The organism is Variovorax sp. PDC80 (assembly GCF_900115375.1).
GTDB lineage: Bacteria > Pseudomonadota > Gammaproteobacteria > Burkholderiales > Burkholderiaceae_C > Variovorax.
On sequence record NZ_FOWG01000007.1, the window covers coordinates 310286 to 329424 of the forward strand.

The 19139-nt window shown below is 70.7% G+C and carries 21 protein-coding genes; 18 read left to right on the forward strand and 3 right to left on the reverse strand.

The window, feature by feature from the left end; translation table 11 throughout:
• Positions 1–38 precede the first annotated feature (38 nt).
• From BM109_RS21570 to BM109_RS21600, 7 genes are read left to right on the forward strand one after another with little or no spacing between them, the layout of a single operon-like run.
• Positions 39–1454 (forward strand): MFS transporter, encoded by a 1416-nt coding sequence (locus tag BM109_RS21570; protein ID WP_093346855.1) that lies wholly within the window; start codon positions 39–41, stop codon positions 1452–1454.
• A gap of 12 nt (positions 1455–1466) precedes the next feature.
• The gene (locus tag BM109_RS21575; protein ID WP_093346858.1) at positions 1467–2246 is read left to right on the forward strand and encodes an SDR family NAD(P)-dependent oxidoreductase; all 780 of its coding nucleotides are present in this window, start codon (positions 1467–1469) and stop codon (positions 2244–2246) included.
• A 16-nt stretch (positions 2247–2262) separates the two neighbouring features.
• Positions 2263–3018 carry an SDR family NAD(P)-dependent oxidoreductase gene (locus BM109_RS21580; RefSeq protein ID WP_093346861.1) on the forward strand — a complete coding sequence of 252 codons (756 nt, stop codon included), beginning with the start codon at positions 2263–2265 and terminating at the stop codon, positions 3016–3018.
• A gap of 22 nt (positions 3019–3040) precedes the next feature.
• Positions 3041–3328 (forward strand): hypothetical protein, encoded by a 288-nt coding sequence (locus tag BM109_RS21585; RefSeq protein WP_256222711.1) that lies wholly within the window; start codon positions 3041–3043, stop codon positions 3326–3328.
• Positions 3325–4428, forward strand: a complete 1104-nt coding sequence (locus BM109_RS21590) for a CobW family GTP-binding protein (protein ID WP_093346866.1) — start codon at positions 3325–3327, stop codon at positions 4426–4428. The genes BM109_RS21585 and BM109_RS21590 overlap by 4 nt, the downstream gene beginning before the upstream one ends.
• Before the next feature lie 2 nt (positions 4429–4430).
• Positions 4431–5618, forward strand: coding sequence for an ABC transporter substrate-binding protein (locus BM109_RS21595; RefSeq protein ID WP_093346868.1), 1188 nt, complete (start codon positions 4431–4433; stop codon positions 5616–5618).
• 50 nt (positions 5619–5668) lie between these two features.
• Positions 5669–6688 (forward strand): GntR family transcriptional regulator, encoded by a 1020-nt coding sequence (locus BM109_RS21600; RefSeq protein ID WP_093346873.1) that lies wholly within the window; start codon positions 5669–5671, stop codon positions 6686–6688.
• Positions 6689–6708: 20 nt separating this feature from the next.
• On the opposite strand, the gene BM109_RS21605 is transcribed toward BM109_RS21600, so the two are convergent.
• From BM109_RS21605 to BM109_RS21615, 3 genes are read right to left on the reverse strand one after another with little or no spacing between them, the layout of a single operon-like run.
• Complete coding sequence (locus tag BM109_RS21605) at positions 6709–8709, reverse strand: oxidoreductase (protein ID WP_093346877.1); 2001 nt, start codon at positions 8707–8709, stop codon at positions 6709–6711.
• 7 nt (positions 8710–8716) lie between these two features.
• Entirely contained in the window at positions 8717–9448 is a 732-nt protein-coding gene (locus tag BM109_RS21610) for an SDR family NAD(P)-dependent oxidoreductase (RefSeq protein ID WP_093346880.1), read from the reverse strand.
• Positions 9449–9487: 39 nt separating this feature from the next.
• Entirely contained in the window at positions 9488–10318 is an 831-nt protein-coding gene (locus tag BM109_RS21615) for an SDR family NAD(P)-dependent oxidoreductase (protein ID WP_093346884.1), read from the reverse strand.
• 167 nt (positions 10319–10485) lie between these two features.
• Here BM109_RS21615 and BM109_RS21620 point away from each other — a divergent pair, with 167 nt between their 5' ends.
• From BM109_RS21620 to BM109_RS21670, 11 genes are read left to right on the forward strand one after another with little or no spacing between them, the layout of a single operon-like run.
• On the forward strand, positions 10486–11292 hold the full coding sequence (locus tag BM109_RS21620; RefSeq protein ID WP_093346886.1) for an ABC transporter ATP-binding protein: 807 nt from the start codon (positions 10486–10488) through the stop codon (positions 11290–11292).
• Complete coding sequence (locus BM109_RS21625) at positions 11292–12005, forward strand: ABC transporter ATP-binding protein (RefSeq protein WP_093346890.1); 714 nt, start codon at positions 11292–11294, stop codon at positions 12003–12005. The genes BM109_RS21620 and BM109_RS21625 overlap by 1 nt, the downstream gene beginning before the upstream one ends.
• A 14-nt stretch (positions 12006–12019) precedes the next feature.
• Positions 12020–12892, forward strand: a complete 873-nt coding sequence (locus tag BM109_RS21630) for a branched-chain amino acid ABC transporter permease (protein WP_093346894.1) — start codon at positions 12020–12022, stop codon at positions 12890–12892.
• A gap of 2 nt (positions 12893–12894) precedes the next feature.
• Positions 12895–13932, forward strand: a complete 1038-nt coding sequence (locus BM109_RS21635) for a branched-chain amino acid ABC transporter permease (protein WP_093346896.1) — start codon at positions 12895–12897, stop codon at positions 13930–13932.
• A gap of 31 nt (positions 13933–13963) precedes the next feature.
• Entirely contained in the window at positions 13964–14287 is a 324-nt protein-coding gene (locus BM109_RS21640) for a 2Fe-2S iron-sulfur cluster-binding protein (RefSeq protein ID WP_093346899.1), read from the forward strand.
• Between the two features lie 42 nt (positions 14288–14329).
• Entirely contained in the window at positions 14330–14986 is a 657-nt protein-coding gene (locus tag BM109_RS21645; protein WP_256222700.1) for a VOC family protein, read from the forward strand.
• A 19-nt stretch (positions 14987–15005) separates the two neighbouring features.
• Entirely contained in the window at positions 15006–15467 is a 462-nt protein-coding gene (locus tag BM109_RS21650) for a DUF3237 domain-containing protein (protein WP_093346903.1), read from the forward strand.
• Entirely contained in the window at positions 15464–16252 is a 789-nt protein-coding gene (locus BM109_RS21655; RefSeq protein ID WP_093346906.1) for an SDR family NAD(P)-dependent oxidoreductase, read from the forward strand. The genes BM109_RS21650 and BM109_RS21655 overlap by 4 nt, the downstream gene beginning before the upstream one ends.
• A 17-nt stretch (positions 16253–16269) precedes the next feature.
• Positions 16270–17034 (forward strand): SDR family NAD(P)-dependent oxidoreductase, encoded by a 765-nt coding sequence (locus BM109_RS21660; RefSeq protein WP_093346908.1) that lies wholly within the window; start codon positions 16270–16272, stop codon positions 17032–17034.
• A gap of 41 nt (positions 17035–17075) precedes the next feature.
• Complete coding sequence (locus BM109_RS21665) at positions 17076–18326, forward strand: cytochrome P450 (protein WP_093346910.1); 1251 nt, start codon at positions 17076–17078, stop codon at positions 18324–18326.
• Positions 18323–19099 (forward strand): SDR family NAD(P)-dependent oxidoreductase, encoded by a 777-nt coding sequence (locus BM109_RS21670; RefSeq protein WP_093346912.1) that lies wholly within the window; start codon positions 18323–18325, stop codon positions 19097–19099. The genes BM109_RS21665 and BM109_RS21670 overlap by 4 nt, the downstream gene beginning before the upstream one ends.
• Positions 19100–19139 lie beyond the last annotated feature (40 nt).

Genomic DNA, 19139 nt, shown 5'->3' on the forward strand with positions numbered 1-19139 from the left:
GCCCCGGCATTGCACCGCCCCTTCCACAGAGAACGACCATGACCGCCTCGATCCCTCCCCAAGCCGCGGCCGACGCCGCCTGGACGCCGCCGACCGTGACGAAGAAGCAGGTGAACTACGCCACCTGGGTGTGCTTCTTCGCCTGGGTGTTCGCCGTCTACGACTTCATCCTGTTCGGTACGCTGCTGCCCCGGCTCGGCGACCACTTCAAGTGGACCGCCGACCAGCAGACCAACCTCAACACCTGGGTCACGCTCGGCACGGTCATCGTGGCCTTCGGCATCGGGCCGATCGCCGACCGGCTGGGCCGGCGCAAGGGCATCATCATCGCGGTCGCCGGCGCGGCCCTGTGCTCGGGGCTGACGGCCTTCGCGGGCTGGGTGATCGGCCTGTCGGCCGGGGTGGGCTTCGTGCTGCTGATCCTGGTGCGCTCGCTGGCCGGGCTCGGCTATGCCGAGCAGAGCATCAACGCCACCTACCTCAGCGAACTGTTCTCGCTGGTGCACACCGATCCGGCCGCCACCAGGCGGCGCGGCTTCATCTACTCGCTGGTGCAGGGCGGCTGGCCGGTGGGCGCGGTGCTCACCGCGGCGCTGGTGGCGGCGCTCTATCCGCTGGGCGAACGCTGGTTCGGCGAAGGCGGCGGCTGGGCGCTGTCCTTCGTGTTCGCGATGTTCCCCGCCATCGTGATCGCGATCCTCGGCCGCCGGCTGGTCGAGACGCCGCAGTTCATCACCGGCCAGCGCATCGCGCGGCTGCAGCGCGAAGGCCGGGCCGCCGATGCGCAGCGGCTCGCGCAGGCACAGGGCATCGACCTGTCGGCGCGGCATCACACCGGCATCTCCGCCATGTTCAAGGGCGCGTCGCTGCGGCCCACGCTGTCGCTGGCCCTGAGCTTCTTCCTCAACTGGTTCGCCATCGTGATCTTCGCGGTGCTGGGCACCTCGGTGCTCGGCGGTTCGGGCGGCACGCCCGGCAAGGGCGTGGACTTCTCCAATGCGCTGCAGGTGCTGATCGTCTCGAACCTGGCCGGCTTCCTCGGCTACATGTTCCACGGCTGGCTCGGCGACCGCATCGGCCGGCGCAATGCCGTCGCCATCGGCTGGGTGCTGGGCGGGCTCGCGTTCTACCTGATGCTGCAGGCGCCGCAGGGCGACTTCTGGCGCATCGTGCCGCTGTACTCGCTCGGCCTGTTCTTCCTGATCGGCCCCTATGCCGCGGTGCTGTTCCTGGTCGGCGAGAGCTTCCCGAGCCACATCCGCGCCACCGCCAGCTCCTTCGTCAACGCGATGGGGCAGGTGGGCGCCATCGCGGCGGGCTTCGGCGTGACCTACACGCTGTCGCACGGCGCCGACTGGGTGCAGGCCGCGGTCTACTGGGGCGCGATTCCCTGCACGATCTCCGGCGTCGTGATGCTGCTGGTGCCGCACGTCGACCCGAAGTCGGTGCGCTGAAGGAGCAACCCGATGACTACATCAGGAGCACGAACAGGCCGCGTGGCATTGATCACCGGCGCCGCGAGCGGCATCGGCCAGGCGCTGGCGCTGGCCTATGCGCAAATCGATGTCGCGGTCGTGGGCGGCTATTTCCCCGGCGATCCGCACGACCCGGCGCAGACCGAGCGGCTGGTGAGCGACGCCGGCGGCCGCTGCGTCATGGTGCCTGTCGACGTCGGCGATGCCGACCAGGTCGAGCGCTTCGCGCAGACCGCCATCGAGCGTTTCGGCCGCCTCGACCATGCGGTGGCGAACGCGGGCCTGCTGCGCCAGGCGGCGCTCACCGCCATGAGCGATGCGCAATGGATGGACGTGATCAACGTCGACCTCAGCGGCGTGATGCGCACCTTCCGCGCCGCGGCGCGCCACATGGGCGAGGGCGGCGCGATGGTCGCGGTGTCGTCGATCGCCGGCGGCGTGTACGGGTGGGAGAACCATGCCCACTACTCGGCCGCGAAGGCCGGCGTGCCCGGCCTGTGCCGTGCCGTGGCGATGGAGCTCGCGCCGCGCGGCATCCGCTGCAACTGCGTGATTCCCGGACTGATCGAGACGCCGCAATCGCTCGACCCGGTCAATTCGCTCGGTCCCGAGGGACTGCGGCAGGCGGCCGCCGGCATTCCGCTCGGCCGGGTCGGCAGGGCGCGCGAGATCGCGACGCTGATCCGCTTCCTGACCGGCGACGACGCGTCGTACATCACGGGCCAGTCGGTGATCGCCGATGGCGGCCTCACCGTGCGCTGGCCCGGTTGAACCGGCAGGAGCACCCATGAACGACAGACTCCTCAACGGGCGGCGCGCCGTCGTGACCGGCGCCGGCAGCGGCATCGGCGCCGCCATCGCGCTGGCCTATGCGCGCGCCGGCGCCGACCTGCTGCTGGCCGACATCGATCGCGCGCGGGTGGACGACACCGCGCGCCGCTGCCGCGAAGCCGGTGGCCGCGTCGAGACCGCCGTCGGCGACATCGGCGACGAGGCGGTGGCCAACGCGGCCATCGATGCCTGCGTGGCGGCCTTCGGCGGCATCGACATCCTGGTCAACAACGCCGGCATGCTGACCCAGTCGCGCTGCGCCGACATGCCGACCGCCATGTGGGACGACATGCTGCGCGTCGACCTGCGCAGCGTGTTCCTCTGCGCGCGCCGCGCCATTCCGTACATGGCGGCGCAGCGCTGGGGGCGTGTGATCAACGTGGCTTCGCAGCTCGGCATCAAGGGCGGTGTCGAGCTGTGCCACTACGCGGCCGCCAAGGCGGGCGTGATCGGCTTCACCAAGTCGCTGGCGCTCGAGATGGCGCCGGCCAACGTGCTGGTCAACGCCATCGCGCCCGGTCCGATCGCCACGCCGCTGGTCGACGGCATCAGCGCCGACTGGAAGCGGGCCAAGGAGGCCAGCCTGCCGCTGGGCCGCTTCGGCCGCGTGGAAGAGGTGGCGCCCACCGCGGTGTTGCTGGCCTCCGATCCCGGCGGCAATCTCTACGTGGGCCAGACGCTCGGGCCCAATTCCGGCGACGTGATGCCCTGAAAGGCGGTGGACCATGTGCGGGATGTGCGGCTTGCTGCAGGGGACGGCGCACTGGAGCCATGCGGCGGCCGGTTCGGTGCAGGGACGGCGCCAGCGGCTGCTCCAGGTGGCGCGGGCCAACCGCCTGCTGCGGCTGTTCCGGCTCGAGCTGCAGGACTTCCACGGGCAGTCCTACCTGCTGCAGGGCCCGACCGGCGCGAGCGTGCTGGTGCCCGATTTCAGCGCGCTGTGGAGCGCGGCCGAGCAGCTGCTGGGCCGCACCATCGATCCGCTGGCCATGCCATGGCCCGCGAAGGACGACGCGCCATGAAGGACATCGCCTTCGAGGTCCTGCCCGTCGGCATCCTGACCGGCTTCCTGGGCAGCGGCAAGACCACCTTGCTGCGGCGCTGGCTGCAGGGCAGCGCCGCGGGCGACACGGCCGTGCTCATCAACGAGTTCGGCGATGTCGGCCTCGACCACCTGCTGGTCGGCGCGATCGACGCCGACACCGTGCTGCTCGACAACGGCTGCATCTGCTGCTCGATCCGCGGCGAACTCAAGGAGGCGCTGATGCGCCTGCTGTCGCGCCGCCAGCGCGGGGAACTGCCGGCCTTCCGCCGCGTGCTGATCGAGACCACGGGCCTGGCCACGCCGGGGCCGGTGCTGGGCACGCTGCTGGGCGATGCGCAGCTGCGCCATCACTTCCGGCCGGCCTTCGTCGCCACCGTGGTCGATGCCCTGCATGCCGAGCGCCAGCAGGCGCAGCATCCCGAATGGATCGCGCAGGTCGCGGCGGCCGACACGCTGTGGCTCAGCAAGACCGACCTGGTGGCACCCGGGCAGGCGACGCGGCTGCGGGCGATGCTGGCGGAACTCAACCCCGTGGCCCGCCAACTGGACGCGCCTTCGGCGGCGTCCGTGCCCTGGCTCGACGATCTCGCGGACGGCGCTTCTCGCGACGACACCGCGGGCTGGATCGCGCGCGTCGCCGCGGGCACGCTGCGGCCGCGTGCCGGCGCACGGCCGGTGCCCGCGCGCATCGGCGGCACCCATGCGCAGCAGCTGGCCGGCACGGGCGCGCGCTCGTTCTGCCTGGTGTTCGAGCGGCCCCTAGAATGGTTCACCCTCACTCTCTGGCTCACGCTGCTGGTGCATCGTCATGGCGATCGATTGCTGCGCATCAAGGGCTTGCTGGGCATCGCGGCCGACGGTTTCGCGCACGGGCAACCCACGGTCTTGCACGGGATCGGGCACCTGATGCACCCGCCCGAACACCTGGCCGACTGGCCCGACGACGACCGGCGCTCGCGCCTGGTCTTCATCGTGCAGGGCCTGTCCGAGGCGGACGTGCGCGCTTCGTGGGAAGCCTTCGAACGCTTCTACGCGCCGCGGGAAGCCGGGCCGAATCCTCTCACCTCGAAAGCGTAGCCATGGCCGCCCTGGCATCGAAGAGAACCGAGCTGCGCGTGCTGGGCACGTCGGTCACGCTCACGGAAGCCGTGCGCAAGCGCGCCATGTCGGACCTCGGCCTGCGCATCCACTTCGAGGTGCTCGACGGCTTCGACGCGCAGCGCCAGGCCGTGATCGAGCAGGGCAGCTTCGACGTCTACGACCAATGGTTCCACAGTATCGACTACCTCTGGCCGGCCGGCGCGCTGCAGCCGATCGAGCTGGACCGGATCGAGCACTGGTCCGAGGTCAATGCGCTGCCCAAGACCGGGCGGATCGCGCCGGACGCGCGCTACGGGCAGGGCTGCAATCCCGTGACGCGCCTCTACGTGCAGCCCGACGGCAGCGTGGGCGACGCGCCGAGCGCGCAGATCAGCATGCTGCCGCTCACGCACAACGCCGACAGCTTCGTCTACCTGCCGGCCGAGATCCCGTCGCTGTTCGGCACCGAGGAGAGCTGGTCGTGGCTGGTGTCGCCGGCCTGCAATGGCCGCGTGGCGCTGCAGGCCGATGCCGCGATCGGCGCGCTCGACGCCGTGCTGGCGCTGCGCGCGAGCGGCGAGATGGCGTTCGGCGACATCAGCAACCTCGAGATCGAGGAGGTCGACCGGATGATCGCGCTGCTGATGGCCAAGAAGAAGGCCGGCCTGTTCCGCGGCTTCTGGGGCAACTACGCCGATGCCGCGCGCATGATGATCGATGCGCGCGTCGCGATCCAGAGCAACTGGTCGCCCGCCATCGCGCAGTACGAGCAGGCCGGCCTGGCCTACCGGCTGGCACGTCCGCGCGAAGGCTATCGGGCCTGGTACGGCGGCCTGGGCATCGCGCGCCGCGCGCAGGGGCCCAAGCTCGACGCGGCCTACCGCTACCTGAACTGGTGGCATTCGGGCTGGGCCGGCGCGGTGATGGCGCGCCAGGGCTTCTACATCTCGAACCCGCTGCGCACGCGCGCGCACCTGAGTGCGGCCGAATGGGGCTATTGGTACGCGGGCCTGCCAGCGGCCGAGGACCTGCCGGGAACTGACGGTACCATCCTGATCCGCCAAGGCAGCGTGCGCGACGGCGGTTCCTACGCGCAGCGCATGAGCGACGTGGCCGTGTGGAACACCGTCATGGACGAGCACAACTATCTGGTGCGCAAATGGACCGAGTTCCTGCGCAGCGGCTGAACCCCTGTTGAGACACCGAGACGCGACTGCACGACAGCGATGAGAAGACCATGAGTCCGCCAGCCTCCGACCCCGCGTCGGCCGAGGAAAGCACCGAAGCTGGTGAACGGAAGCTGCGCTACGAACTGATCCGCCACCGGCTGCGCCAGGCCATCGTCGACCGGCGCATCGTGCCCGGGCTGGTGCTGCTCGAAGGTCCGGTCGCCGACGTGTTCGGCACCAGCCGCGTGCCGGTGCGCAAGGCCTTCCACCTGCTCCATGAAGAAGGCCTGCTGCAGAAGTTCATGGGCCGCGGCTACATGGTCGCGCCGCGCGGCCAGCAGGTGGAGCCGCTGCGGCTGCCGATCGACGAGGCCTCGCTCGGGCAGGATGCGCAGGACGCGACCATCTACATCCCTTCCGAGAGCGAGCGCATCTACAGCGAGTTCGAGCAGTCGATCTCGGCCGCCATCGTGTTCGGCCACTTCCGCATCGACGAAGCGCAGGCCATGCAGCATTTCAGCGTGAACCGCGGCGCGCTGCGCGAGGTGCTGAGCCGGCTGGTCGACCGCGGCCTGGTCGAGAAGAGCGCCTATGCGGCCTGGCGTGCCGGCCCGCTGACGGCACGTGCCATGGCGCAGGACTTCGAGGTCCGGCTGCTGCTGGCGCCGGCCGCGCTGCGCGAGAGCGCACCGAAGCTCGATGCGCAGTTCCTGTCGGGCCTGCGCGAGGTGCTGCGCGATCCCGCGGCCGTCGACACGGAAGAGCTGCTGCGCATCGAGAGCCAGATCCACGACACCTGCCTGGCGCACCACCCCAACACCAAGATGCTCGGCATCCTGCGGCAATGCCAGATGCCGCTGATCGTCCATCAGACCTTCTGCCGCATGTTCCACCAGCCGGTGCATCCCGCGCTGATCGAGGAGTACCGGCAGATCGTCGAGCACCTGTGCGAGGGCCGTTTCGCGCAGGCGGCCGAGGCGCTCGCGGCGCACCTGCAGGCCGCGCGCAAGCGCACGCAGCAGCAGCTCAAGGTGCTGGCCGTGCTGCCCGAGCCGCCGTTGCCGGCTTACCTCGTGCGCATTGCCTGAACGCGGGCCGTGGCCCGGCCTCAGCCGATCGCCTGCGCCTCCCTGAAGCCCTCGAGCACCGCATCGTCCACCTCGCGCGGCGCCACGCAGTCGCCGATGCGGCGCACCGCGAGGCCGCGTGACCTCAGCTGGTGGTACAGCCCGTCCTCGCTCTCGCGCAGCATCGACAGCACGACCGTGTCGGCCGCCAGCGTCTCGCTCGCGCCACCCAGCGTGCTGCGCAGCACCACGCGGCCCGGCTCGATGCGCTCGACCGTGGTCGAGGCGCGCAGCGCCACGCCGGCCGCGGCCACGCGCGGCATCAGCCAGGGCCAGTCGAGCGTGGGCTCGAGCTTGCGGCCGAGCAGCGCGTCGGCGCCGACCACCGTGACCTCGCGGCCCGCGGCGCTCAGCAGCCGGGCCAGGCCCAGCGGCAGGTAGTCGCCGTTGTCGTCGACGATCAGCACGCGGCGTCCGCAGGCGGGCAGGTCGTCGAGCGCCGAGAGCGCGTCCGTCACGTGTGGCAGTTCCGCGCCCGGGATCGCGTCGCGGTCAGTGCGGAACATCGAGCGGCCGCCGCGCTGCCAGCGCGCGCCGGTAGCCACCACGACCTCGTCGGCGCCGAAGGCGGCCACCGCGTCGGCCGTGGCCTCGCGGCGCAGCACGATCTCCACGCCGCGCCGGCGCAGCGAGGCCTCGAGGTCGTCGACCAGGAAGTTCCAAGAGGCGTAGTCGGGCAGCAGGCCGGCGCGGCGGATCTGGCCGCCGAGCCGGTCCGTGCGTTCCCACAGGGTGACGCGATGGCCGCGCGCGGCCGCGCTGTCCGCGAACTTAAGGCCGCCCGGGCCGCCACCGATCACGAGCAGCGTGCGCGGCGTGGCGGCGGGACGCGGCAGCGCCGCGCCGAACTGCAGTTCGCGGCCCGCCTCGGGGTTCACGGTGCAGCTCACGTTCTGCCCCAGCCGTCGCCAGCAGCCCTGGTTGGCGCCGACGCAGCGCCGGGTCTGGTCGGCGCGGCCCTCTTTCGCCTTGCGCACGATCTCGGGGTCGGCGATCTGGGCGCGCACCAGGCCGACCATGTCGGACTGTCCGTGCGCGACGATCCGTGCGGCCGTGGCGATGTCGCGCACCGAACCCTGGATCAGCAGCGGGATGCGCCCGCGCAGCGCCTCGCGCACGCGCGCGGCGTTGGCGGCCAGCGGCGCGGTCTCGCCGCTCGACTGCGGCGGCACCAGCCGGTGGTTCTGGTGGTAGTCGGTGTGCGAGAGGCACACGTAGTCGAACAGGCGCTCGGCTTCGAGCAGCGCGACCACGCGCAGCGTTTCCTCGGGCGTGGTGCCGGCCTCGCCGAGGTATTCGTCGAGGCTCAGCTTGATGCCGATCGCGAAATCGCTGCCGCAGCGCGCGCGCACCGCGCGGCCGATCTCCAGCGCGAGCCGGGTGCGGCGCTCGGTGTCGCCGCCCCATTCGTCATCGCGCCGGTTCCAGTACGGCGAGAGGAAGTTGCTCAGCAGGTAGCCGTGCGAGCCGTGAATCTCCACGCCGTCGCCGCCACCGGCCTTCACGTTGGCGCAGGTCGCGGCGAAGCCTTCGATCACCGCGCGGATGTCGTCCTCCTCCATCGGCTGCGGCATCGCACGGTGCACCGGCGAGGCCAGCTGCGAAGGCGCGAGCACGGCGCCCCAGTGCGCGATGTCGTCGGTGCGGCGCGTGCCGCTGGCACCCATGTGCGTGACCTGCACGATCACCGGCACGCCGAGCCGCTTGCTTGGGGTGACGAAGGCTCGTACCGCATCGGCCCAGCCGGGCTCCCACGGCGACACGCCGGCGCGCGCGCTGGCCGGATGCACATGGAAACCGTGCGTGACGATCAGGCCGACGCCGCCGCGCGCGCGTTCGGCCAGGTAGGCGCCATAGGCCAGCGGCGGCAGGCTGACCTGGTGCGCGGGCAGGTAGATGCGGTTGAGCGCCTGCACGGGGCCGATGCGCACCGGCTCCCACAGGCCGTCGAGCGCGGTGGGCGTCGCAGGCTGCGTCGTCATGCGCGGCTCAGGAGAAGCACATGCCGCCGTTGACGTCGAGCACTGCGCCGGTGGTGAAGCTGGCGCCGCGCGAGGCCAGGAAGGCGGCGGGCCAGCCGATCTCCTCGGGCTGGCCCAGGCGCTTCATCGGGTACTGGTCGACGGTGAAGGGCTGGTTCGCCGACACCAGCAGCGGCGTGAAGATCGGCCCCGGCGCCACGCCGTTGACCACCACGCCCGAGGCCGCGGCCTGGCGCGCGAAGTAGCGCACCAGCGCCGACAGCCCGCCCTTCGAGGCCGCGTAGGCCGGCTCCACCGCCAGCGTCGAGCCCGCGTTGCGCGCGGCCATCGAGCTGGTCAGCACGATGCGGCCGCTGCCGCGCTTCATCATCGCGGGCAGGGCCGCGCGCAACAGGTTGACCGGGCCCTTCACGTTCACGGCCATGGTGCGCTCGAACAGCTGCTCCCATTCGTCGCCGCCATCGAGCCAGTCGCCCTTGACGTAATAGCCGCTGGTGTCGATCAGCGCGTCGATCTCGCCGATGTCCTGCAGCAGTGCATTGACGTCGTCGCGCTTCGTGTTGTCGAGCGCGGCGGCGCGTGCCTTCAGCTCATCGGCCAGCTCGGTCGGCGCCTTCAGGTCGGCGAGGAACAGCTCGGCACCGAGCGCGGCGCACACGCGCGCGGTGGCGCCGCCGATGGCGCCGCCGGCGCCGGTGATCAGGATGCGCTCGCCGCGCAGGTCGAAGAGGTTCTTCATGGGTGGTTGTCCTTCAGGGAGTGGTGCAAAGAGTCCGGTTCAGTCGGGCGCGCCGTAGGCGCCCGCCTCGAGCAGCGCGCGCGAGCCGAGGTCGGCGCCGTTCCAGCGCGTGAAGAAGCCCGCGGCGCTGCCGCCGTCGACGGTCATCACCGAGCCGGTGACGTAGCTCGCGGCGTCGGATAGCAGGAACAGCGCGGGGCCGGCCTGCTCCTCGGCCCGGCACAGGCGGCCCAGCGGGTTGCGGTCGACCATCGCGTACTGCAGGTGGTCGGGCGGGATGTTGGCCTGCACGAGCGGCGTGTCGACCACGCCCGGCGCGAGCGCATTCACGCGCACGCCGAAGCGGCCCCACTCGATGGCGAGCGCGCGCGTGAGGCCGATCACGCCATGCTTCGAGGCGCTGTAGTGCGCGCGGCCCGCATGGCCGCCGAGGCCGTCGATCGAGGCCACGGTGACGATCGCGCCGCGCCGGCGTTCGAGCATGCGCCGGCCCACGGGCTGCAGCGAGCGGAACATGCCCGTGAGGTTGACGTCGAGGCAGCGGGTCCAGAGCTCGTCGGGCATGGTGTGGGCGGGCGCCGGCGGCGAGATGCCGGCGCAGGCCACCATGCCGTCGATGGCGCCGAGCTGTTCTTCGATGCGCGCCACCGCGGCTTCGCAGGCGGCGGCATCGCGCACGTCGAGCGTCCGCGCGACGGCTTGCGCGCCGAGTTCGCGCAGCTCGGCCGCCACGCTCGTGGCGCGCTCGGCCACCGCGTCGACGACGGCGATGCGCGCGCCGCCGCGCGCGGCCTCGATGCCGATCGCGCGACCGATGCCGCTGCCGCCGCCGGTGACGAGGATCACGCGGTCCTGCAGTCCGTAGTCCATGGCTGTGCCTCCACGAGGGAATGAGTGAATGAGGAGTGGGAAGAGGGGAGTGCGGCGAATGTGGCAGCCGCGTCGCGCGGCGTCTGTCCCCGTGGCAAGGGACAGCGCGGCCTGTACCACGGGCAGGGGACTGACGGGCCCGCGATGCGCGGCGAATACTGCCCGCCATGACAACCCCCTCCGCCTCCACCACCGCCGCCGCCGACGACGTGCTGCTGCGCGTCAGCGGCCTCGGCGTGCGCTTCGGCGGCATCGTGGCGCTCGACGGCATCTCCTTCGAGGTGCGCCGCGGCCAGATCTGCGGGCTGATCGGTCCCAACGGGGCCGGCAAGACCACGCTGTTCAACTGCCTGAGCCGCATCTACACGCCGGCCGCGGGAGCTATCGTGTTCGATGGTGTCGACCTGCTCGCGCAGCCGCAGCACGCGATCGCGGCGGCGGGCATCGGCCGCACCTTCCAGAACGTGGCGCTCTTCCCCGCGATGACGGTGCGCGAGAACGTGATGGTGGGCCGCCATTGCCGTACCGGCACGGGCTACCTCGCCAATGCCTTCCGCCTGCCTTCGGTGCGGCGCGAGGAGGCCGAGGTGCGCGAGCGCACCGAGCGGCTGCTGGCCCTGCTCGACCTCTCGGCGCTGGCCGAGACGCCGGTGAAGAACCTCTCGTTCGGCACCCGCAAGCGCGTGGAGATGGCGCGCGCGCTGGTGGCCGATCCCAAGCTGCTGCTGCTCGACGAGCCCGCGGCCGGCCTCAACCACGAGGAGGTCGACGGGCTGCGCCAGCTGATCCTCGACGTGCGCGAGCGCTTCCACGTGACCGTGCTGCTGGTCGAGCATCACCTGAACCTGGTGATGCGGGTGTCCGACCAGGTGGTGGCGATGAACTTCGGCCGCAAGATCGCCGACGGACCGCCCGCGCAGGTGCAGGCCGACCCGGAAGTGGTGCGCGCCTACCTCGGCACGGAGACCGCCTGATGGCCGCGCTGCTGGAGGTGAAGAACCTCGAGGCCTTCTACGGCCCCACGCGCGTGCTCGAGGGCATCGACTTCGAGGTCGCCGAGGGCGGCATCACCACCATCCTCGGCGCCAACGGCGCGGGCAAGACCACGACGCTGCGCGCGCTGAGCGGCCTGGTGCGGCGCACCGGCGAGATCCGCCTCGCGGGCCAGCGCATCGATGGCCACAGCACCGAGAAGACCGCGGCGCTGGGCATCGCGCACGTGCCCGACGGCCGCGGCACGCTGGTCAACATGACGGTGGAGGAGAACCTGCGCGTGGGCGCCTACCTGCGCCGCGGCAAGGCCGAGGTCGAGCAGGACATGGCGCGCATGTTCGGCTACTTCCCGCGGCTGCGCGAGCGGCGCGGGCAGCAGGCCGGCACGCTCTCGGGCGGCGAGCAGCAGATGCTGGCGATCAGCCGCGCGCTGATGCAGCGCCCGCGCCTCTTGCTGATGGACGAGCCCTCGTTCGGCCTCGCGCCGCTGGTGATCCGCGAGATCTTCGAGATCATGCGCGTGGTCAATCGCGAGGAGGGCGTGGGCATCCTGCTGGTCGAGCAGAACGTGGCGCGCGCGCTCGAGATCGCCGACCACGCCTGGCTGCTCGAGACCGGCCGCACCGTCATCTCGGGCACCGCGAAGCAGCTGCGCGACGACGCGCAGATCCGCCGCTCCTACCTCGGCTTCTGACAAGGACCCATCCCATGTACAGCCTGCTGCAACAGATCGCCTCCGGCATCGCCATGGGCGGCATCTACGCCTGCCTCGGCCTGGCGCTGGTGATGATCTACCAGTCCACCCACCACATCAATTTCGCGCAGGGCGAGATGGCGATGTTCTCCACCTTCATCGCCTTCCTGCTGCTGAAGTGGGGCCTGCCGTACTGGGCCGCCGCGCTCGCCACGCTGGCCTTCGGCTTCGTGGCCGGCTTCGCCATCGAGCGGCTGGTGCTGCGGCCGCTGGGCGACGTGCCCGAGCTGTCGGTGATCGTGGTCTTCATCGGCCTGTTCGTCGGCATCAACTCGCTGGCCGGCTGGATCTTCGGCCACCAGCTCGAACCGTTCCCGAGTCCGTTCCCCGACAAGCTGCCCGGCGGCAGCATGCTGATCTCGGGCCACGAGCTCGGCACGGTGGCGGTGGTGCTGCTGGTGATGGCGCTGCTCTATGTCTTCCTGCGCTTCACCAAGGTCGGGCTCGCGATGCGCGCCTCGGCCGAGAACCCGGTGTCCTCGCGCCTCGCGGGCATCCCGGTGTCGCTGATGCTCTCGCTGGGCTGGGGCCTGTCGGCGCTGATCGGCGCGGTGGCCGGGCTGATGGTGGCGCCCGTGGTCTTCCTCGAGCCCAACATGATGGGCGGCGTGCTGATCTACGCCTTCGCGGCGGCGCTGCTCGGCGGCATCGACAACCCCTGGGGCGCGGTGGTCGGGGGCCTGATCGTGGGCGTGGTCGAGAACCTCGCGGGCACCTACCTCGTGGGCACCGAGCTCAAGCTCACGCTGGCCCTGGTGCTGATCGTGGCCGTGCTGCTGGTGCGGCCCTCGGGCCTGTTCGGCCGCAAGCTGGTGGCGAGGGTCTGACGATGTCGGCCCTGCCCTTCATTCCCGACCAGGCACCGGCCCTGGCCGCCGATGCCGCGCCCGCGCGCTCGCCCTGGCGCATCGCCGCCTTCGCGCTGCTGGCCATCGCATCGCTCGCGCTGCCCTTCGCGCTGTCGGACTACCGCCTCTTCCTCGTCACCATGACGCTGATCACCGCCATCGGCGTGCTCGGCCTCAACATGCTGGTGGGCTACAACGGACAGCTCTCGCTGGGCCATGGCGCGCTGTACGCGCTCGGTGCCTATGTCACCGCGGTGCTGATGGAGCACGGCGGCGTCGCCTGGTGGGCCACCCTGCCGGTGTCGGCCGCGGTGTGCTTCGGCTTCGGCTTCCTGTTCGGCTGGCCGGCGCTGCGGCTCAAGGGCCACTACCTCGCGCTCGCCACCTTCGCGCTCGCGCTGGCCACGCCGCAGCTGCTCAAGCACAAGGCGCTCGAGCCCTGGACCGGCGGCGTGCAGGGCATCGTGCTGACGAAGCCCGAGGCGCCCTTCGGCCTGCAGCTGTCGGCCGACCAGTGGCTCTACCTCGTGGTGCTCGCGATCGCGGCGCTGATGTTCGTCTGCGCCTGGAACATGCTGCGCGGCCGGCTGGGCCGCGCCACCATCGCGATCCGCGAGCAGCCGACCGCGGCGGCCGCGATGGGCGTCAACGTGCCGCACGTGAAGGCCATGACCTTCGGCATCAGCGCGCTCTACACTGGCGTGGCCGGCTCGCTCGGCGCCATCGCCACCGCCTTCGTGGCGCCCGACAGCTTCGGCATGTTCGTGTCGGTGTTCTTCCTCGTGGGCGTGGTGGTGGGCGGGCTCGGCACCATCTCGGGCGCGCTGGTGGGCGCGGCCTTCATCCAGTTCATACCGAACGTCGCCGACCAGATCTCGAAGTCGGCGCCCTCGGCGATCTTCGCGGGCTTCCTGATCCTGTGCATGTTCCTGATGCCGCAGGGCTTCGTGGGGCTGGTGCGCAATGTGCTGCGCCGCCTGCGCGGTGGCGAGGCCCCACGTCCCCGTCGAGGGGACTGACGCGAACGGCCGCCTGAGAGAAAGTCCTTCCATGCCCCGTGCCATTTACATCCATCCCGACGGCCAGCGCACCGAGCTCGAGGTCGCCGACGGCCAGAGCCTGATGCTGGCCGCCACCAGCCACGACCTGCAAGGCATCGTCGGCGACTGCGGCGGCGTCATGAGCTGCGCCACCTGCCACGTGATCGTCGACGCGGCCTTCATCGACAGGCTGCCGCCCGCGGTCGACACCGAGAACCAGATGCTCGACTACACGGCCGCGCCGCGCGAAGCGGGCAGCCGGCTGTCGTGCCAGATCGTCATGAGCGAGGCGCTCGACGGCATCGCCGTTCGCATCGCCGACCCTCAGCTGTAAGAACCAGTTCCAAGAGCCGACATCAACACGGAGAAACGCTTCATGCAAGCCACTGCACCCGATCTCAGCACCAAGCCCAAGGCCCCGCTGACCCCGAACCCCGGCCTCACGCCGATGATGCTGAACCATGCGGCCTGGGTCACGCCCGACGCGGCGGCCACCACCGACTTCTACACCCGCATCATGGGCATGGAGCTCGCGAGCACGGTGCTCGACGACAGCGTGCCCTCGACCGGCGACGCGATTCCCTACTTCCACATCTTCTTCCGCATGGGCGACGGCTCCACGCTGGCCTTCTTCGAGGCACCGGGCGTGCCCGCGCCCTCGAAGTCCAGCCATCCGGCCTACGACATCTTCAACCACATCGCGCTGCAGGCGAAGGATCGCGCCGAGGTGACGAAGTGGTACGAGTGGCTGACCTCGCAGGGCGTGGAGGTGATCGGGCCGACCGACCACAAGGGGCTGATCCTGTCGATCTATTTCCACGACCCGGCCGGCGTGCGCCTCGAGATCACCACGCCGCTGGACAAGGAATGGAACCGCCACACCGACAAGGGCTATGCCGACCTCAAGCTGTGGGAGGACTGCAAGCGCAAGGCCAAGGCGGAGGGCCGCGACGTGCCCGAGGCGCTGCTGGAACTGATCCAGGACGTGCGCAAGCGCTACGGCGGCGGCCACGGCGAGAAGGCCGGCGAGTGAGTGGTTTGTGGGCACGACCATGATCGAATTGCGTCCGCTTTTCAAGATCAAGGCTGAGGTCACTGCACCGCCCCAGCTCATCGGAGCCGTGCCACTTGGCTACACGCGGCGCGTGATGTGCGTGAGCGGCGGCAGTTTTGAGGGAGAACGGCTGCGCGGCCGGGTGCTGCCTGGCGGCGCCGACGTGGTGCTCGAGCGGCCGGATGGCGGCCTGCACCTCGACGTGCGGCTGGTGCTCGAGGCCGAGGGCGGCGGACTCATTTACATGACCTACAACGGACGTCGCAACGGGCCCACTCGCGAGATCATGCGCAAGATCGTGAATCGTGAGCCGATCGCGCGCGGAGAGGACTACTTCCGCGTCGCGGTGCAGTTCGAAACGGCTGTACCAAACCTAGAGTGGCTCAACGACCGCATCGCCATTGGTACCGGTACGCGCGAGAGCGACGGGCCGATCTACGAAGTGTGGGAAGTTGTATGAAACGCTTCGACGGCCGGGCCGCCATCGTGACCGCCGCGGCCTCGGGCATCGGCCGCGCCATCGCGCTGCGCCTGCATGCCGAGGGCGCGCGCGTGCTCGCGGTCGACATCAACGCCGAGGGGCTCGCGCAACTGCCGCGCGACGAGCACCTGCAGGTCTTCGCCGCCGACGTCACGGCCGATGGCGCGCCGCAGGCCATCGTCGACGAATGCATGGAGCGCTTCGGCGACCTGCGCGTGCTGGTCAACAACGCGGGCCTGGGCAACTGCCCGCCGTTCCACGAGACCACCGACGACGACTACCGCAGGTTCGCCGACATCAACCAGAAGGCCACCTTCATGGTCACGCGCGCGGCCTTCCCGGCGCTGATCGCGGCGCGCGGCGTGGTGCTCAACATCGCGTCCACGCTGGGGCTGGTGGGCTACCGCCGGCAGGCCGTGTACTCGATGGCCAAGGCCGGCGTGATCGGCCTCACGCGCAACCTCGCGGCCGACTATGCCGACCAGGGCATCCGCGTCAACGCGATCGCGCCCGGCATCATCGCCACGCCGCAGACCGCAGGGCGGCTGAATACCGCGCGCTTCCAGGCCACTATCGTCGGCACCACGCCGATGGGCCGGCCCGGCCTGCCCGAGGAGGTGGCCGGCGCGGCCGCCTTCCTCTGCAGCGACGACGCGGGCTACGTCACGGGCCAGGTGCTGGCGGTCGACGGGGGCCAGACCACGAGCGCCTACATCAGCGAACCGCTGGTGCAGTGCTGGGCCGACGCCCATCCAGACCGCTGAATCCCAGGAGTCTTCTCATGCGCATCGCACTCATCACCGGCGCCGCTGGCGGGCTGGGGCTGGCCAGCGCCCGGCGGCTGGCCGAGGACGGCCTGACCGTCGCCGTGGCCGACCTGCATGCGGAGGCCGCCGAGCGCGCCGCCGCCGCTCTGCCGGGCCAGGGCCACATCGGCCTGGGCTGCAACGTGGCCGACGAGGACAGCGTGCGCGCCGCCTTCGACACGGTGCAGGAGAAGCTCGGCAGCGTGGCCGTGCTGGCCTGCTTCGCGGGCATCCTCAGCGCGCAGCCCGCGCCGGGGCGGCTGCCCACGGTCGACATCACGCTGCAGGAGTGGGACACCGTGCTGCGCGTGAATGCGCTCGGCACCTTCCTCTGCGTGCGCGAGATGCTGCGCCGCTGCGGCGGCCAGGCCATCGAGCATGGCCGCATCGTCACCGTCGCCTCGCTCGCGGGGCAGATGGGCGGCATGCAGAGCGGCGCGGCCTACAGCGCCTCGAAGGGCGCGGTGCTCGCGCTGGCGAAGGTGGTGGCGCGCGAGGCCGCCGCGCTGGGCATCACCGTCAACACCGTGGCGCCGGGACCGATCGACACGCCGATGCTGCAGCAGACCGTGCCCGAGGCGCAGCGCGGCCAGAAGTACCTCGGCACCGCGGCCGTGCCGCTGGGCCGCATCGGCACGCCCGAGGAGATCGCGGCCGCGGTGTCCTACCTCGTGTCGCCCGGTGCCGGCTTCGTGACGGGCGCCACGATCGACGTCAACGGCGGCATGTTGATGCGCTGACGCTTCCTCTTCCAAGACAACCCACGCCAGGAGACTTCCCGATGAATGCCATTGCCGGTTGCCCCTTTCATGCGGGGACTTCGCCGTCCGCCGACTTCAAGCCCTACTTCAGCCCCGAGCTGCATGCGGCCTTCGAGACCCAGCGGCGCGACGAGCCCGTGTTCTGGTGCGAGGAGATCGGCTACTGGGTGCTGACCAGGCATGCCGACGTCTACAGCGTGCTGCACGACGGCGCGCGCTTCTCGTCGCAGAACACCACGCGGCCCGTGACGCCGATGCATCCCGATGCGCAGGCGATCCTGAAGGAGGGCGGCTATGCGCAGACCGGCAGCCACTCGAGCCTCGACGGCGCGGTGCACAAGCGCATCCGCGGCGTGACAGGACAGGTGCTGAACCTGCGCGAGTTCGTCAAGCTCGACGGCCACATCCGCCGGCTCGTGAACGAGGCCATCGACCGCGTCGAGGGCAAGGATGCCGTCGACCTGCTGCGCGAGGTCAACTACGAGCTGCCGGCGCAGGTGGTGTTCAAGGTGCTGGGCATTCCCGATTCGGACATTCCGAGCGTCAAGCACTGGGCCGGCGCACGCAGCGTGATCGACTTCAGCCCCGCCACCCATGCCGAGCAGCTCGAGGGCGCGCGCAACATGGTGGCGTTCTGGCAGTACTGCACCGAGATGGTCCGCGAGCGCGAGAAGCATCCGCAGGACGACTTCACCAGCCGCATGCTCGCGATCCGCAATGGCGACGACGCCGTGATGACCATTCCCGAAATCATCACCCACACCTTCGGCGTTGCCTTCGCGGGCCACGAGACCACCACCAACCAGCTCACCAACACCTTCCGCAGCCTGCTCGAGAACCGCGAGCAGTGGGAGGCGCTGTGCGCCGATCCCTCGCTCGCGGCCAACACCGTGGAGGAGGGCATGCGCTATGCCGGCGCCGTGATCGGCTGGCGCCGCATCGCGCTCGAGGACGTGGAGTTCCGCGGCGTGACGATCCCGAAGGGCGCGCCGATCGTGCTGTCCTTCGCCTCGGCCAACCGCGACGAGGAGGTGTTCGAGAACCCGCAGCGCTTCGATATCCGTCGCGCGAATGCGCGCAAGCAGCTCACCTTCGGCAACGGCGTGCACTTCTGCCTGGGTGCGCCGCTCGCACGGCTCGAGATGAAGATCGTGTTCGAGGAGTTCGCCAAGCGCTTCCCGCGCATGCGGCTGGTCGAGCCCGACCGCGCGACGCACCTGCATACCTTCGTGTTTCGCGCGCCGAGCGCGCTGGAGGTCACGCTGCAATGAGCGCGCCCGTGTTCGAGGGCCAAGTGGCGGTCGTCACCGGCGGTGCCAGCGGCGTGGGGCTGGCGCTCGCGCGCCAATTGCTCGAGGCCGGCGCGCGTGTCGCCATCGTCGACCGCGACGAGGCCGCGCTGGACCGCGCGCTCGAGGGGCTCGATGCGCGCGACGCGATCGGCGTCGCGGCCGATGTCGCGCAGGAGGCGGATGTGCAGCGCTACGTCGACACGGCACTGCGCAAGTTCGGCCGCATCGACCTGTTCCACAACAACGCCGCCATCGTCGGCCCGCAGTCCTCGCTGCTCGACTTCCGCATGCAGGACTTCGAGTGCATCTTCGCGGTCAATGTGCGCGGCGTGCTGCTCGGCATGCAGGCCGTGGCGCGCGCGATGCGCGACCAGGGCGGCGGCACCATGGTCAACACCGCTTCGGTGTCGGGCCAGCGCAGCAGCCGCGCCGAGGCCGGGCTCGGCGTCTACGGCGCCTCGAAGGCCGCGGTGATCCGCATGACGCAGCAGGCGGCGCTCGAGTTCGCGCCGCTCGGCATCCGCATCAACGCCATCTGCCCGGGGCCGATCGACACGCCGCTGTTGCGCAGCACCTTCCTCGTCGACGGCCGCACCGAGGCGCAGGCCGAGGCGGCGCTGAAGCAGCACTTCCTGAACCAGCCGCTCAAGCGCGCGGCGAGCGCGCAGGAGGTGGCGAACCTGGTGTTCTGGCTGCTGGGGCCGCAGGCGAGCTTCGTGACGGGTGGGGTTTACAACGTGGATGGGGGATGACGGCTTGAGCGTATGGCAGCAGCCTTGAGATGCCTATTCG

What these genes read in the sequence shown, in the direction of transcription:
- BM109_RS21570 (WP_093346855.1), top strand. Translation starts at nt 39, where the DNA reads ATGACCGCCTCGATCCCTCCCCAAGCCGCGGCCGACGCCGCCTGGACG.
- BM109_RS21575 (WP_093346858.1), top strand. Translation starts at nt 1,467, where the DNA reads ATGACTACATCAGGAGCACGAACAGGCCGCGTGGCATTGATCACCGGC.
- BM109_RS21580 (WP_093346861.1), top strand. Translation starts at nt 2,263, where the DNA reads ATGAACGACAGACTCCTCAACGGGCGGCGCGCCGTCGTGACCGGCGCC.
- BM109_RS21585 (WP_256222711.1), top strand. Translation starts at nt 3,041, where the DNA reads ATGTGCGGCTTGCTGCAGGGGACGGCGCACTGGAGCCATGCGGCGGCC.
- BM109_RS21590 (WP_093346866.1), top strand. Translation starts at nt 3,325, where the DNA reads ATGAAGGACATCGCCTTCGAGGTCCTGCCCGTCGGCATCCTGACCGGC.
- BM109_RS21595 (WP_093346868.1), top strand. Translation starts at nt 4,431, where the DNA reads ATGGCCGCCCTGGCATCGAAGAGAACCGAGCTGCGCGTGCTGGGCACG.
- BM109_RS21600 (WP_093346873.1), top strand. Translation starts at nt 5,669, where the DNA reads ATGAGTCCGCCAGCCTCCGACCCCGCGTCGGCCGAGGAAAGCACCGAA.
- BM109_RS21605 (WP_093346877.1), bottom strand. Translation starts at nt 8,709, where the DNA reads ATGACGACGCAGCCTGCGACGCCCACCGCGCTCGACGGCCTGTGGGAG.
- BM109_RS21610 (WP_093346880.1), bottom strand. Translation starts at nt 9,448, where the DNA reads ATGAAGAACCTCTTCGACCTGCGCGGCGAGCGCATCCTGATCACCGGC.
- BM109_RS21615 (WP_093346884.1), bottom strand. Translation starts at nt 10,318, where the DNA reads ATGGACTACGGACTGCAGGACCGCGTGATCCTCGTCACCGGCGGCGGC.
- BM109_RS21620 (WP_093346886.1), top strand. Translation starts at nt 10,486, where the DNA reads ATGACAACCCCCTCCGCCTCCACCACCGCCGCCGCCGACGACGTGCTG.
- BM109_RS21625 (WP_093346890.1), top strand. Translation starts at nt 11,292, where the DNA reads ATGGCCGCGCTGCTGGAGGTGAAGAACCTCGAGGCCTTCTACGGCCCC.
- BM109_RS21630 (WP_093346894.1), top strand. Translation starts at nt 12,020, where the DNA reads ATGTACAGCCTGCTGCAACAGATCGCCTCCGGCATCGCCATGGGCGGC.
- BM109_RS21635 (WP_093346896.1), top strand. Translation starts at nt 12,895, where the DNA reads ATGTCGGCCCTGCCCTTCATTCCCGACCAGGCACCGGCCCTGGCCGCC.
- BM109_RS21640 (WP_093346899.1), top strand. Translation starts at nt 13,964, where the DNA reads ATGCCCCGTGCCATTTACATCCATCCCGACGGCCAGCGCACCGAGCTC.
- BM109_RS21645 (WP_256222700.1), top strand. Translation starts at nt 14,330, where the DNA reads ATGCAAGCCACTGCACCCGATCTCAGCACCAAGCCCAAGGCCCCGCTG.
- BM109_RS21650 (WP_093346903.1), top strand. Translation starts at nt 15,006, where the DNA reads ATGATCGAATTGCGTCCGCTTTTCAAGATCAAGGCTGAGGTCACTGCA.
- BM109_RS21655 (WP_093346906.1), top strand. Translation starts at nt 15,464, where the DNA reads ATGAAACGCTTCGACGGCCGGGCCGCCATCGTGACCGCCGCGGCCTCG.
- BM109_RS21660 (WP_093346908.1), top strand. Translation starts at nt 16,270, where the DNA reads ATGCGCATCGCACTCATCACCGGCGCCGCTGGCGGGCTGGGGCTGGCC.
- BM109_RS21665 (WP_093346910.1), top strand. Translation starts at nt 17,076, where the DNA reads ATGAATGCCATTGCCGGTTGCCCCTTTCATGCGGGGACTTCGCCGTCC.
- BM109_RS21670 (WP_093346912.1), top strand. Translation starts at nt 18,323, where the DNA reads ATGAGCGCGCCCGTGTTCGAGGGCCAAGTGGCGGTCGTCACCGGCGGT.